12 protein-coding genes are annotated in these 14,254 nt (G+C 66.4%); 6 read left to right on the plus strand and 6 right to left on the minus strand.

The window, feature by feature from the left end:
• The first annotated feature begins 73 nt into the window (after positions 1–73).
• From A3CW_RS0110365 to A3CW_RS0110375, 3 genes are all read left to right on the plus strand, one after another.
• Positions 74–724 (plus strand): alpha/beta hydrolase, encoded by a 651-nt coding sequence (locus A3CW_RS0110365; RefSeq protein ID WP_028203501.1) that lies wholly within the window; start codon positions 74–76, stop codon positions 722–724.
• A 353-nt stretch (positions 725–1,077) separates the two neighbouring features.
• Positions 1,078–2,133, plus strand: a complete 1,056-nt coding sequence (gene mreB / locus A3CW_RS0110370; protein ID WP_028203502.1) for a rod shape-determining protein — start codon at positions 1,078–1,080, stop codon at positions 2,131–2,133.
• Positions 2,134–2,369: 236 nt separating this feature from the next.
• A complete protein-coding gene (locus A3CW_RS0110375) occupies positions 2,370–3,155 on the plus strand; it encodes an alpha/beta fold hydrolase (protein WP_028203503.1) in 786 nt (261 codons plus the stop codon).
• A gap of 98 nt (positions 3,156–3,253) precedes the next feature.
• Here the strand turns inward: A3CW_RS0110375 and A3CW_RS0110380 are convergent, their stop codons facing one another.
• The gene (locus A3CW_RS0110380; protein ID WP_028203504.1) at positions 3,254–3,655 is read right to left on the minus strand and encodes a hypothetical protein; all 402 of its coding nucleotides are present in this window, start codon (positions 3,653–3,655) and stop codon (positions 3,254–3,256) included.
• A 372-nt stretch (positions 3,656–4,027) separates the two neighbouring features.
• On the opposite strand from A3CW_RS0110380, the gene gltA reads away from it, so the two are divergent.
• Both gltA and A3CW_RS0110395 read left to right on the plus strand, forming a co-directional pair.
• Positions 4,028–5,329, plus strand: coding sequence for a citrate synthase (gltA, locus tag A3CW_RS0110385; protein ID WP_028203505.1), 1,302 nt, complete (start codon positions 4,028–4,030; stop codon positions 5,327–5,329).
• Between the two features lie 250 nt (positions 5,330–5,579).
• Positions 5,580–7,859 (plus strand): amylo-alpha-1,6-glucosidase, encoded by a 2,280-nt coding sequence (locus A3CW_RS0110395; RefSeq protein WP_028203506.1) that lies wholly within the window; start codon positions 5,580–5,582, stop codon positions 7,857–7,859.
• Between the two features lie 45 nt (positions 7,860–7,904).
• Here the strand turns inward: A3CW_RS0110395 and A3CW_RS0110400 are convergent, their stop codons facing one another.
• The 4 genes from A3CW_RS0110400 to A3CW_RS0110415 form a co-directional block, all read right to left on the minus strand.
• Positions 7,905–8,996, minus strand: coding sequence for an asparaginase (locus A3CW_RS0110400; RefSeq protein ID WP_028203507.1), 1,092 nt, complete (start codon positions 8,994–8,996; stop codon positions 7,905–7,907).
• Positions 8,997–9,091: 95 nt separating this feature from the next.
• Positions 9,092–10,000, minus strand: a complete 909-nt coding sequence (lhpI, locus tag A3CW_RS0110405) for a bifunctional Delta(1)-pyrroline-2-carboxylate/Delta(1)-piperideine-2-carboxylate reductase (RefSeq protein ID WP_028203508.1) — start codon at positions 9,998–10,000, stop codon at positions 9,092–9,094.
• A gap of 57 nt (positions 10,001–10,057) precedes the next feature.
• Positions 10,058–11,299 (minus strand): NAD(P)/FAD-dependent oxidoreductase, encoded by a 1,242-nt coding sequence (locus tag A3CW_RS0110410; protein WP_028203509.1) that lies wholly within the window; start codon positions 11,297–11,299, stop codon positions 10,058–10,060.
• 101 nt (positions 11,300–11,400) lie between these two features.
• Positions 11,401–12,312, minus strand: coding sequence for a LysR family transcriptional regulator (locus A3CW_RS0110415; RefSeq protein ID WP_028203510.1), 912 nt, complete (start codon positions 12,310–12,312; stop codon positions 11,401–11,403).
• Positions 12,313–12,467: 155 nt separating this feature from the next.
• On the opposite strand from A3CW_RS0110415, the gene A3CW_RS0110420 reads away from it, so the two are divergent.
• Positions 12,468–13,493 (plus strand): DUF1338 domain-containing protein, encoded by a 1,026-nt coding sequence (locus A3CW_RS0110420; protein WP_028203511.1) that lies wholly within the window; start codon positions 12,468–12,470, stop codon positions 13,491–13,493.
• Positions 13,494–13,503: 10 nt separating this feature from the next.
• Here A3CW_RS0110420 and A3CW_RS0110425 read toward each other — a convergent pair whose 3' ends face one another.
• Positions 13,504–14,127, minus strand: coding sequence for a helix-turn-helix domain-containing protein (locus A3CW_RS0110425; RefSeq protein ID WP_028203512.1), 624 nt, complete (start codon positions 14,125–14,127; stop codon positions 13,504–13,506).
• Between the last annotated feature and the right edge of the window lie 127 nt (positions 14,128–14,254).

Raw genomic sequence — 14,254 nt, forward strand, 5'->3', positions numbered from 1 at the left:
CGCCTGCCGTGCGCCGCGCAAAAAGCGTGCGCTGGACACACAATACGAATGTCAGTACAGGGGAGGTCCGATCATGAGCTGGGAAGCATTCGAAGGGGGCTGGCGTCTGGCGCCGGCCGACGGCGCCGCTCGCGCGCTCGTCGTGCTGCTGCACGGCGTAGGCAGCAACGCACAGGACCTCACGCCGCTCGCCGACGTGTGGCGCGATGCGCTGCCGGGCGTCGCGTTCACGTCGCTCGATGGCAGCGAACCGTTCGACGGCGGCTTTGGCGGACGCCAGTGGTTCAGCCTGCGCGACATCAGCGAGAGCAACCGCGAGGCGCGCGTCGTTGCCGCCTCGCAGGCGCTCGAGCGGCGGCTCGACGCCGAACTCGCCCACTGGGGGCTCGGCCACGACGCGCTCGCGCTGGTGGGCTTCTCGCAAGGCTCGATCATGTCGCTCTACCACACGGCCACGCAGCCGGCGGGCGCGGCGGCCGTGGTCGCCTATGCGGGCCGGCTCGTCACGCCCGTGGTCGCGAAAAGCCGCACGGTGCTCACGCTCGTGCACGGCGAGGACGACGAAGTGATTCCGGCGACCGAACTGGAGCGCGCAGCCGCCGCGTTCAGCGACGCGGGCTTCGCGGTCACCGCTTTCGCGCTGCCGGGCGTGGGCCATACGATCACGCCGCAGGGCGTCATGCTCGGGCGCGACGCGCTGGTGCGCGCGCTCGCGCGCGGCTGATCGCCGGATTGATCCGATCGCTGGCGGTGGGGCGAGTTCAGTCCCCGTTAATCGGCATGCATCGACATGCATCGGCGGGCCAAATCGGTACAAATTGGCAGTCGCATAAGCCCGCAGTGTCGTATTTCGGCCATATTTTCCGGATAAGCTTTGCAGTTGTTTTTGGACCGGCTAAAGTTCGCGCCGGTCGCGGCCGTTAATACGGGGAGTCGCCGCGACCTTATGGGCCGCGTAGGCCCGTTCCGCCCGGCGCGCGGCTAGTTCGCGCTGCCTGGACGAGGCCGCCATCGGGAATGCCATCCGGCGGCGCGTCGTCTGCCGGGTCGCCAAAAAGAACCGAACTTCAGACCAATATGGCCCGAGCCAAGCCGCATTCCATTTTTTCCAAGAGGCTGTTCCGCCAGGACGTGGCGCTCGATCTCGGTACGGCCAATACGCTCATCTACACCGCCGACAAGGGCATCGTGCTGAACCAGCCCTCCGTGGTCTGCTTCGAGCGGCGCGCGGGGGCGAGCGAGACAACGGTGGCCGCGGTGGGCCGCGAGGCGAAGGATCTGCTTGGCCGCGCACCGGCCAACCTGGAGACGGTGCGGCCGCTCTCGCACGGCGTGATCGCCAATTTTTCCGCTGCCGAACACATGATGCGCCGCTTCGTGGCGATGGCGCAGCCGCGCCGTCTGCTCGGGCGCCGTGCGGCATTCACGGTGTGCGTGCCGGCGGGCGCGACGCGCGTCGAGCGCCGCGCGATTCGCGAGGCGGCCTTCGCGGCAGGCGCGGCGAGCGTGAACCTGATCGGCGAGTCGCTGGCTTCGGCGCTCGGTGCGGGTTTGCCGGTGCATGCGGCAACCGGCTCGATGGTCGTGGATATCGGCGGCGGCACGACGGAAGTGGGCATCGTCGCGCTGGGCGGCGTGGCGTGCAGCGGCTCGGTGCGCGTGGGCGGCGACCAGTTCGACCGCGCCATCGTCGATCACGTGCGCACGCTCTATGGCGTCGTGCTGGGCGACCAGACCGCCGAACACGTGAAAAAGACGATTGGCTGCGCGCTGTACGGCGAACCCATCGAACGCATCCGCGCGACCGGGCGCAGCATGGAAGACGGTCTGCCGCGCACGGTCGAGATCACGAGCCACGACGTGGTGGACGCGCTGGCCGCGCCGTTGCGCGTGGTGATCAACGCGGTGCGGCAGGTGCTCGAGACGGCGCCCGCCGAACTCGTCACCGATATCGCCGATAGCGGCATCGTCCTCACGGGCGGCGGCTCGCTGCTCGGCAGGCTCGACCAGTGCCTCGCCGCCGAGCTCGGCGTGGTCGTGCGGGTGGCCGACGAGCCGCTCACCTGCGCGGTGCGCGGCGCGGGCGCGGCGGCCTCGCTCATGAGCGAGCACGCGTTCGAAATGGTCGAATAACGGCGCCAGCCGGTGCTCGAGGCAACGCCGCTTCGCCAGGGCGCTGGCGTGCCGGGTGTTCGCGCCGCGGGCGTGGGACAATACGCCACTTTGCCGGCGTGTGCCGCGATGGACTGCCCGCAGGCCGTTGTCCGTTGCAACGCGCCGCTGTCCTGTTGTCTCCACATCGTCCAGCCGTGAATCCAGCCGCTTTTCCGGTCCCCGGTACGTTCATCGAACTGCCCGGTGGCCTGTCCATGCCCTATGTCGAACGGGGCGCGGGCGAACTCCTTCTCTTCGTGCACGGCTCGCTGTGCGATTTCCGCTACTGGCAGCCGCAACTGGCCGGCCTCGCGCAGCAATATCGCTGTGTATCGGTGAGTCTCACGCACTACTGGCCCGCCGGGGACGCTGCGCGCGGCCAGCCTTTCAGCTGGCGGCAGCATGCGGATGAGCTCGCGGCATTCGTCGAAGCGCTGGGCGCCGGCCCGGCGCACGTGATCGGGCATTCGCGCGGCGGCCTCGTGTCATTCCAGTTCGCGCGGCGCCATCCGCAGCACGTGCGCACGCTCACGCTTGCCGATCCGGGCGGGCCGGTCCAGCAGCCGGGCCAGACGCTCGCCACGCTGCCCGAGACCGTCAACGCGCTGCGCGCCCACGTCGTGGCGCTGATCGAGTCGGGCCAGGTGGACGCGGGGCTGGAGTTGTTCGTCGATTCGGTGAGCCGCCCCGGCTTCTGGGCAAGGAGCACGCATGCGTTTCGCCGCATGGCCACCGACAACGCGCACACGCTTGGACCGCAGTTTCAGGATCCGCTGCCTGCGTACACGCGCGAGCAGGCCGCCGAGGTGCGATGCCCCGTGCTGCTGATCGACGGTGAGCTGAGTCCGGAAGTGTTTCACCGGGCCGTGGCCGCGCTCGAAGCATGGCTGCCCGATGCGCGCCGCGCGAGTGTGGCGGGCGCATCGCATGGGATGAATCTGGCGCGGCCCGGGGCGTTCAACGAGTTGATCGATCGCTTCGTGAGCGGCTACGGGCGCTGAAGCGCGCCGATGCAAAAAGGGCGGCCGTGCGAGAGAACTGAACCCGCGGCCGCCCTTTTAATTGCTGCGAGAAATATCGCAGTCCGAACGACGCTCGCTTAGTCGCGGCCGTGCGCGTGGGCGTCGAGCTTGTGCTCGGCCGCCTCGCCGACGAGGCCCGCGTAATAGAGGTGCACGCCGATCGCGAGCGAATCGTTGCGGATTTCGTGGAAGGCCTTCCATGCCTTCACCGGATCCTTGAACACGAGATAGTGCGCTTCCTGCGAAACGAGGCGGGCGACCTGGTGCAGGCCGTGGCCGTTGAGCGCGTCCACGAGGTGATCCAGGCTGCGGTGCGTGCGCGCGTCGGTGCGCGGATACAGCATGTGCAGCACGGCCACGCGTTCGCTGGCGAGCGCGGCCGAAAGTGCGACCACGATGTCCTGGTGATTGAGTGCCGTGACAACGGCGCCCTCTGCTTGTTCGTCTTCTGCGAACAGGGTGTCGACCGAGATGTTCATCTGTTGCTTCCTTACGTTTTGCTTTAAGCGCGTGTGGCGGTGAAAAAAGCCCGCCGATGACAGCGGGCTAGATTACAAAATGCAAGTAATGGAAAACCCTTGCATGTCAAGCAGTATCGCAAAGATGGGGTGCGACATGTTGCGCTGCAAGAGCAAAATATTGTTGCAGGAATCGGCGTTAAGGAACCCGCAAGCTTGGCAGTGTTGCGAGCTTGAAGAGGGATTGTTGCTGGCTGCGCTATCAATCGATGCTGCACCGCGCCGTAGAATGCGGCAAGCGGTCGCAGCGATGCCGGCCTTTCCGGCGGCTGCGTCCTGTTGCGCGAGTTTTGCGCGAAGTATTGCGATGTAGCAGCAATTCAAGGACACGAAATGATCGATTCGAAGACACACGCCACGCTCACGATCCCCGGCCACGCTGAAGGCGTTCAGTTGCCGGTCTACAAGGGCACCACAGGCCCGGACGTGATCGACATCCGCAAGCTGTACGGCCAGACCGGCATGTTCACGTATGACCCGGGCTTCATGTCCACGGCGGCGTGCAACTCGGCGATCACCTATATCGACGGCGACAAGGGCGAGCTGCTCTATCGCGGCTACCCGATCGACAACCTCGCGCAAAACGCCGACTTCCTCGAAAGCTGCTACCTCCTGCTCAAGGGCGAGCTGCCTACGCAGGAGCAGAAGGACGAATTCGTGGCCTCGGTGACGAACCACACGATGGTTCACGAGCAGATGCACTTCTTTTTCCGGGGGTTCCGCCGTGACGCACATCCGATGGCGATTCTGGTGGCGGCGGTCGGCGCGCTGTCCGCGTTCTATCACGACTCGCTCGACATCAACAACCCGAAGCATCGCGAGGTGTCGGCGATCCGTATGATCGCGAAGCTGCCGACGCTGGTCGCCATGGCGTACAAGTACTCGATCGGCCAGCCGTTCGTGTATCCGCAGAACGACCTCTCGTACAGCGCGAACTTCATGCGCATGATGTTCTCTGCGCCGAGCGAGGAGTACAAGGTCAACGACGTGCTCGTGCGCGCGCTCGACCGTATCCTCATCCTGCACGCCGACCACGAGCAGAACGCTTCGACGTCTACCGTGCGTCTGGCCGGTTCGTCGGGTGCGAATCCGTTCGCGTGTATCGCGGCCGGTATCGCTTGCCTGTGGGGCCCGGCGCACGGCGGCGCGAACGAAGCCGCGCTGAACATGCTCGAAGAAATCGGCTCGGTCGATAACATCCCGAAGTTCATCGAGCAGGTGAAGGACAAGAACTCGGGCGTGAAGCTGATGGGCTTCGGCCACCGCGTGTACAAGAACTACGACCCGCGTGCGAAGCTCATGCGCGAGACGTGCTACGAAGTGCTCAACGAACTGGGTCTGCACGACGATCCGCTCTTCAAGCTCGCCATGCAGCTCGAAAAGATCGCGCTGGAAGACGATTACTTCGTGTCGCGCAAGCTGTATCCGAACGTCGACTTCTACTCGGGCATCGTGCAGCGCGCGCTGGGCATCCCGACCTCGATGTTCACGTGTATCTTCGCGATGGCGCGTACGGTGGGCTGGATAGCGCAGTGGAACGAGATGATCGCCGACCCCGAGCAGAAGATCGGCCGTCCGCGCCAGCTCTTCATCGGCGAAACGTCGCGCGTGGCGTTGCCGATTTCGCAACGCTGATGCCCCCAGCGCGCGCCGCTTCTGGCGCGCGAGCGCATTGCCTGCACGGGCGCCCGCACGTTACATCGTGCCGGCGCCCGCAATTTTTTCCGCGCACGTTCCTTGCTCGCGCCGCGATTTGCCACCGATTTCGCGCGTAACACTCGCGTATTCTTCGCGCATTCGCCGCCAACGCGTGCGCCGAAGCCACTACAATCAATCGCAAGCGAACCGTACCGTAACCCTTTGCATGGGACCCAGGAGGCAAGCAATGCAGGATCCTGAAACACTCGGTGGCGTCACGCGCTCAAGCGGCGTGGATCATCCCGGCCAGGACACGCGGGAAACCGACGGCGCGTTCATCGCGCCCGAAACGCCCGAGGTCGCAAGCGCCGACCAGCATGTGCTGAAGTCGGGCGGCACCTTCATCGTCAACGATCCGCTCGGCGACATCACCGGCATCGACGACGGCCTCTTCGTCAACGACACGCGTGTGCTCTCGTCGCTGCGCCTCACGTTCGGCGGACGCGTGCCCTCGCTGCTCTCGGGCAGCGTGAGCAGCGACAACGCCGTGTTCACGGCCCACCTGACCAATCGTCCGCTGCCGCCGCTCGGCGGCACCACCACGCCCGAAGGCGTGATTCACGTGCAGCGCGAGCGCGTGCTCTCCGGCACGATGATGACCGAGGCCATCGAACTCACGAACTACGGCACCGAAGACGCCGTGGTGCCGCTTTCCATCTCGTTCGCGAGCGACTTCCGCGACATGTTCGAAGTGCGCGGTCTGAAGCGCGAAAAACGCGGCACGCTCAAGCCGCCGCGCGTCGAAGATGGCGAAGTGCGGCTCGAGTACATCGGCCTCGACAAGGTGGCGCGGCGCGTGCGTATCGAGTTCTCGCCCACGCCGAACAAACTCCTCGCCGATCGCGCCGACTTCACGGTCGACCTGCCCGCGCAGGCCTGCGTCTCGATCTATCTCACGGTGGCGATCGAAGTCGAGGCCATGCCCGACGCCGCGCCCGGCACGCAGAGCGCGGGCATCTTCCAGCCGCCCCATTGCCTCGCGAACTCGCAGGAGCAGCGCGTGGGCCGCGCCGCTGTGCGCGCCGCGCTGGTCGACTCACATATCGTGATGCGCGAACGGCGTCGCGCGGCGGCGGCCTTGCGTTCGAGCAATCCGCTCTTCAATGCGTGGATCAACCGCTCGATCGCCGATCTCGGTCTCTTGACGACCGACCTGCCGACCGGCCCGTATCCGTATGCGGGCATTCCGTGGTTCTCCACGCCGTTCGGCCGCGACGCGGTCATCACCTCGCTGCAAACGCTGTGGCTCACGCCCGCACTCGCGCGCGGCGTGCTGCGCTTTCTCGCGGAGCATCAGGCGCGTGAGGATTCGGCGTTCCGCGACGCGGCGGTCGGCAAGATCATGCACGAAATGCGCAAGAGCGAGATGGCCGCCACGGGCGAAGTGCCGTTCGCGCTCTACTACGGCGGGGTGGACACCACGCCGCTGTTCGTCGTGCTGGCGGGCGCTTATGTCGAACGCACGGGCGATGTCTCGCTGATCGACGAGTTGTGGCCGGCGCTGGAACGCGCGGCGGCCTGGGTCGCAGGTGTATGCGACCGCAACAAACTCGGTCTGCTCGACTACCGGCGCGAATCGGAAGGCGGGCTCGCGAACCAGGGCTGGAAGGACAGTCACGACTCCGTCTTCCATGCGGATGGCCGTTTCCCCGACGGCCCGATCGCGCTCGTCGAAGTGCAGGCGTACGCGAGCGCGGCGTTCGAAACGATGTCGCGTTTCGCCACGCATCGCGGCCAGGTGGAAGACGCGGCGCGCTACGCCGCGCGCGCCGCCAAAATCCGCCGCTGCGTGGAAGAGAAGTTCTGGATGCCGGAGTCGGAGTTCTACGGTATTGCGCTCGATGGCCACGGCGATCTTTGCCGCGTGCTCGCGTCGAACGCGGGACATCTGCTCGCCTTCGGGCTGCCCCAGGAGGAGCGCGGCCGTGCCGTGGCGGAAGTGCTCGAATCGGCGCTGTTTCATACGGGCTGGGGCGTGCGGACGCTCGCGGCGGGCCAGGCGCGTTTCAACCCCATGGCGTACCACAACGGCTCGGTCTGGCCGCACGACAACGCGCTGTGTGCACGCGGTCTCGCGCGCTATGGCCGCAAGGCGGCAGCGGTGCGCCTCCTGCAGGCGCTGTTCGAGGCCGCGGTGACGTTCGACATGCGTCTGCCCGAACTCTTCTGCGGGTTCCCGCGCAGGCGCGGCGAGCCGCCCACGGCGTATCCGGTGGCCTGCCTGCCGCAAGCCTGGGCCGCGGGCTCGCCGTTCATGATGCTCGAAGCGTGTCTTGGCGTGACGATCGACGCGGCGCGCAACGAAGTGCGGGTCGAGCAGCCCATGCTGCCCGAAGGCATCGACTGGCTCGAAGTGGGCGACCTGCGCGTGGGCAAGCATACGGTGACGCTGATGTTCCGCCGTGTGGACGGCAAGGTCGTGGCATCGGCCGATCGCAGCGACGTGAAGGTCGTCGCGTTGCTGTGAGTCTGGGCGCGGGCATTCAAAGCCCGCGTCTGGCTCATCTTTTCCTTACTTTCCGGGCGGGTGATCGACGCGCTCCAGCGTGAACTGCGGCGCGACGTAACCCGTCTCGATGCCCATCGTGTTGACGATGCGCGGGGCGTCGAATTTCCTTAGTTGTGCCAGCTGTTCCGGCGTGCCGATGCCCAGTTGCCTGAGTACTTCCACGACGGTGGCATGGAGCGCGGTCAAATCGCCGTCCTCGATCTTCACCGCGATACCCAATGCCGGGCCGCCCGTGTGCGGTGCGGTCGCCGCGCTGGCGCGCACGCCAATCGCATAACTGCCCGCCGCGCCGAGCTTGCCGACGAGCGCACCTTCGAACGCGCGCATGAGCGCCGTGCAGAAGCGGCCTTCGCCGGCCACGAGTTCCGGATACGACGTCATCGCGCGATAGATATGGGCGAGCGCCTGCGAGCGCGAGTCGGTCGCGGCCGCTCCTGGCAAAGCCGCGCGGTCCTGCGCATCGGCGAGCTTCACGAACAGGCGGGCGAGCCGGTCGAGCGGGAAGGCCGGGGTGGGCAGATTGCAGCCGTCGATGCCCCACTCGACGCCCGTCTCGGGAAGATCGCAAACCTCGGCCACGACGCGCTTCACATGTTGCTGCAAGGGGTGCGAAGGCAGATGGTAATCGGCCAGCGCCGCGCCGATCGCGCGCGCGCCCGCAAGCATGCCCGCGTGCTTGCCCGAGCAGTTGCTGCACACCGCGCCCGGCGTGAAGTCGCGCTTGATCCACGCCTTGTAGACAGCGTCGGAGAGTGGCGCATGGCCGCCGCAACGCAGGTCCGATTCCGCAGCGGACACCTTGGCGAGCATCGCGCGCGTCCGCTCGATATGGCGGTCCTCGCTGCTATGCGAGGCGCACATGAGCGCGAGATCGGCGTCGTCGAAGTGAAAGCGTTCGAGCGCGCCTGTTTCGACTACGGCGAGCGCTTGTGCGGGCTTGGCCGCCGAGCGCACGAGCGTCATGCGATGCGGGTCGCCGAATGCGTAGAGCAGGCGGCCCTGGGCGTCGACCACGGCAATGTGGGCGATATGCGTGGTTTCGATGACACCGCCGCGCAGGACTTTCACGGCGGGTTGGGGGGCGCTCGTCGTCATGGTGCGTCTGCCTTGGGTCTCGGATGGGATCTTGCTGCGCGGTCGATGTGCGATTCTAATCCGCACGTTCGGATGGTGGACGCTGCCTTGGCGGGTTAGCGCATTTTGCGCGCCACTCGGCACGCTGCGAGATCCCACGCGCCGCTGCCGACCGTCTTCAGCAGCACAGGACTGCCGTCATGCGCCGCGCCGTTTGCCACGGCGGAGCCGATCGTGCGCACGTTCGCCCAGTCGACGCCGGCCTGCAGCAGGTCGCCGGCTTCTTCGCGCGCGGCTGCGAGATCGTCGACGAACACGCGGCTTGCACGCACCGTATCCTGGGCGATTTCGGCCGCGTCGGGCGTGAAGGCGCCCACGCCGATCACGAGCCGGTCCTGGCTCGCGGCGTCGTCGTACACGGGCGTCTTGCTCGTCGTCGCGGCGATGACCACATCGACTTCTTGTGGTACCGCACCGTGCGCGGGCGTCACGTCCACGCCGGACTGCGCGAAGTGGGCGCGCAATGCCGCTTCGGACGCTTCGGTCCGGCCTTTCACGTAGAGCGTCGCCGCCGGATAAAGCTGGCCGATCGCCTCGGCATGAAAACGCGCCTGCTGTCCGGTGCCGATTACCAGAAACGCGCGCGGCGCGCCGGGGTGAAAGAGCCGCACACCCAGCATGGACAGCGCCGCGGTGCGCCGCCCGGTCACGGTCGGGCCGTCGAGGATGAACTCCGGCTGCCCCGTCGCGCCATGGCACACCGTCACCGCGCCGAAGATGGTCGGCATACCGAGCGCCGTGTTGGCCGGGCACACGCTCACGAGCTTGTGGATGGCGATGTCCTCGGCGCTGGCGGGCATCGAGAGCATGACGCCGTTGCCCTTGAGCGGCACGCCCGTGCGCACGGGCGCGTGAATGCGGCCCGCGTCGTGGTCCTGCGCGGCCGTGGCGAGGGCGTCGAGCAGCACGCCGAAGTCGAGCAGGCGCGCCGTGGCGGCTGCGTCGTAAATCGCGATGGGCTCCATCGAGTCTTCTCTCCTGATGAATGATGCGTGGGTGTGGCGGCGTGCGTTCCGGCCGCCTCAAAAGCGGTCGATGCGAAACGGCGCGAGATCGACGGCGGGCGTCTCGCGCGTCATCAATTGTGCGACGAGTTCGCCGCTGAGCGGGCCGAGCGTGAGGCCCAGATGCTGATGACCGGTCGCGACGAACACATTCCGTGCGCCGGGCATCTCGCCGATCATCGGCAGATAGTCGGGCAGCGTGGGGCGCTCGCCGTACCAGCGGCTTGCGACCTGCACGGCGGGCGCGCCGGGAAAGAGCGCCTGGAATTGCGTGGCGAGCAGATCGGCGCGCCGCCAGTCGGGCGCGTCGCGCGCGCCGAGCTCGACGGTGCCGGCAAGCCGGATGCCTTGCGCCATCGGGTTACAGGTGAAGCCGCGCTCGACGAAGCTCACGGGCACGCTCAGCGTGTCTTGCGAGGGTGCGCCGAGCTGGACGTGATAACCGCGCTCGTTGGTCAGCGGAATCCTGGCTCCCAGTTGCTGCGCGAGTTCGGCGCTGCGCGAGCCGGCCGCGATCAGCACCCTGGCGGCCGGGTGCGTTGCGCCGTTCAGCGTGACGCCGATACGGCCGTCGGGCAGGGCGCGCAAGGCATCGACGGCAGCGCGCGTGAATCTCGCGCCCGCTGCGAGCGCCGCCTCGAAAATACGCTCGACGACCTGCTGCGGATTCGTGACCGAAGCCATGCCGGGAAAGTAGCGCGCATGGCTGATATGCGGCGTGAGCGACGACAGATAGTCGCGCCGCACCTGCTCGGCCGTGAGATTTTCGTAGCGCACGCCGTGCCGGTCGAGCAGATCGAGTTGCGCGCGTTCCGTTGCGTGCGCAACGGGTTGCTCGAACACGTAGAGCGAGCCGATGTCGCGAAAGAGGTCGGCGGCGATGTGCCGATCCAGCAAACGACGCCAGGCCTGCGCCGCACCGGTCACGAGGCTCGCGAGCGCGCGCGTATTGCGCCGGAAGCGCGGGCGCTGCGCCTGCGCGGCGAACTCCAGCACCCACGGCGCCATGCGCGGCAGGCTGCGCTTGTGCAGGCGCAGCGGGCTGTCGCGGCGCAGCAGCATGCGGGGCAGGCCGGCCATCGTCTCGGGGCTCGCGAGTGGGGCGACATGGTCGACCGCGATCAGCCCCGCGTTGCCGAACGAACAGCCCGAGCCGGGCGGGGCGCTATCGACGATATGCACCCGCACGCCGCGCTGCGCCAGGTTGAGCGCGGCGCAGGCCCCGACGATACCCGCACCGATGACGACGACGTCTTCCATGTCAGTCTCGCGACGAAGAAGTGATTTCCTTCGATGCTAACCCAACTATTTCCTATAGGAAACTTTTTTCTGATCGTATCTCTCGCGTGCCCGACCGCCGATCAGCCTTGCCCTTGCAAGGCGTTGTAGGCGCCCGCCTGCTCGAGCAGCCACGCGCGGAAGCGTTCCAGTGGCTTGCCGTGGCTGAGTTCGGTGGGATAGACGAAGTAGTAGCCGCCATCGGCAATCGCGGGGGCTTCGAACGGTATGACGACGCCAAACCGCTCGAGCTGGCCTTCCACGAAGAACTTCGGCACGAGCGCCACGCCGAGGCCGGCGGCGGCCGCTGCGATCAGCATCGTGTGCAGCTCGTAGCGCACGCCGTGCATGGTGGCGTTGTCTTCCACGCCGAGGTCGGAGAACCAGCGCGTCCATGCGTCGGGGCGCGTGGTGGAGTGCAGCAGCGGGTAGGCGAGCAGTTCATGCGCCTTCTTGATGGGGCGCGCGAGCAGCGACGGCGAACAGACGGGCACCACTTCCTCGCCGAACAGAAAGTCGGACGACGTGCCGGGCCAGGTGGGCTTGCCATAGTGGATCGCGGCTTCGAAATGCGACTCCTCGAACGAAAACGTCTCGGTGCGCACGCCCATGTTCACGCGCACATCGGGCGTGCGGTCGTAGAAGTCCTTGAGGCGCGGAATCAGCCACTCGGACGCGAAGGTCGGCAGCACGGCGAGTTCCAGATAACCGCCGCCGCTGCCGTGCGCAATGATGGAGAGCGTGTCGCGATCCAGGTTTTCGAGCGCACGGCGCACCTGGGTGCTATAGAGCCGGCCCGCGCGTGTGAGCACGACCCGCTGTTTGGCGCGCACGAAAAGGCGCACGCCGAGATTCGATTCGAGCGTGGCGATCTGGCGCGAGACTGCGCTTTCGGTGAGGAACAGCTCCTTGGCGGCGTGAGTGAAGCTCTCGTGCCGCGCCGCGGCTTCGAAAGCCGTCAGCGCGCCGATGTTCGGGATCTTGAACTTGCGCATGGTAATTCCAGAAACTCATCAAGTGACAATTTAATCTCGCTTTACGCAGTGCGCAACCATTTGAATAATGCGTTTTACGTATAGTCGGCCGAAGCCAATGGCCAGAGGCCCGTTTGATGGCCGCTGCGAGGCGGTCGTTTCCTGTGAGATTGGTGATGCGCAATTCGAACGTAGAACGCTTGTTGTCCGCGCTGCTGGGCCGCGAGAAAACCGAAACCCTCTTTGCAACGCTGAACTTTCCGTCGATGCTCGGCGACTGGGAAAGCGGCACCGTCACGCGCGCCGAACTCGCCCAGGCGATGAACATGGCGCTGTTCGAAGACCTGCTGGAGCGCTCGCCCAACGGCCGCACGTACACGAACGATACGGTGGCGCAGGGCGGCGCGGTGTACTTCGACCATGGCGCGCTGCGCACGGTGCGCTGGGCGCAGAACGGCGCGCTGCCGCCCGGCGAAGCGGCGTTCACGCGTATTCTGCGTCCGCTCGGCTTTCGCCTGAATGGCCGCTATCCGCTAGACAAGCTCGGCATGACGGGACGCGCCTATGCTCACGAAGACGCGCCCGACGAGATCGCGCAGTTCTTCGTGAGCGAACTGTACCCCGAGCGCTTTTCGGCGGCGTTCCAGCAAGCCGTGACGAACGTGGTGGGCGCGTCGAAAGATCCGCTCACGCCGCTTGCCATGGCACAGCTCTCAGAACTCGAACGCGACGGCTCGCTGCCGCTCGATGCAGCGCTGCAGCTGCTGCCCGTGATCGTCGGGGCATTCGCGCGGCAGCACGATGTGCCGGCTATTTCGGACTACGAGACATTGCTGCAGGAATCCGCGGAAATGGCGTGGATCGCAACGGAAGGCAACGCCTTCAATCACGCGACCGACCGCGTGGAAGACGTCTTCCAGCTTTCGGACGACGAGAAGGCCAAGGGGCGTCCGATGAAGCCCAGCGTCGAGACCTCGCGCTCGGGCCGCGTGTTCCAGACGGCGTATCGCGCCGACACCGTGAAGCGCGAGTTCCGCGCGGCGGACGGCCAGCGCGTGACGCGCGAGGTGCCGGGCTCGTTCTACGAGTTCATCACGCGCAAGCGTACGTTCGATCAGGTCACGCGGCGCTGGCAGACCGATTTGCGCTTCGACGCGGGTAACGCCACCGGCATCTTCAAAATGACCGCGAACGCTGCGTAAGCTTGAAGGTTCAAACGCCCGGCGCGCCGTCCTGCGTGTCCGGGTGCGGTTCGTTGATGAGCCAGAGGACTTCCGCGTCCTCTTCGCTCGTGGAGACGGCCGCATGCCCCGTGCGGCTGTCGAAATAGAGGCTGTCGCCGGCTTCGAGATGCGTCGGCGCGTAAAGCTCGGAGTAGAGGCAAACCGAGCCGCTCAGTATGAAGATAAATTCTTCGCCTTCATGCCGGCCCCATTCCGTGAACTCGTCGAGCGAGTGCGCCGTCACGCGAATGCGAAACGGGTGCATCGCCTTGTGGGCGAGCTCCGTTGCCAGCAACTCCATCTGATAGCAGCCGGCCGCATGCTGCTGCCCGCCGCCCTTGCGGGTGAGTGCGCGGCGTCCGCTCGCGCGCGGTCTGGGCGCCGAGCCGAACAGCTCGCCGAGGTCGATCTTCAGGCCGTGAACGATCTTCTGCAGCACGTCGAACGTTGGCGACATGACGCCGTTTTCCACCTTCGAGAGCGTGGAGCGCGACACGCCGCACACGCGGCTGGCGGCCTCGAGCGTGTAATCCTGCTTCAGCCGGGCCGCCTTGACGCGCTTGCCCAGCTCCGCCGAAGCGTTCTCGGCGGGCTTGAGGGACGGGGTTTCCATTCGGGAACTCGGGGTGCTCGCTGATGGTTCGCGGGTGTTCGTATCGTACTCTATGTTTCCGATCATAACATTGGCGTATCGCGTGACGCTTGTTGCGTCATGCCGCGTTTAACAAGCATGGCTAAGT

The sequence above is a fragment of the Paraburkholderia nodosa DSM 21604 genome, assembly GCF_000519185.1.
Classification (GTDB): Bacteria; Pseudomonadota; Gammaproteobacteria; order Burkholderiales; family Burkholderiaceae; genus Paraburkholderia; species Paraburkholderia nodosa.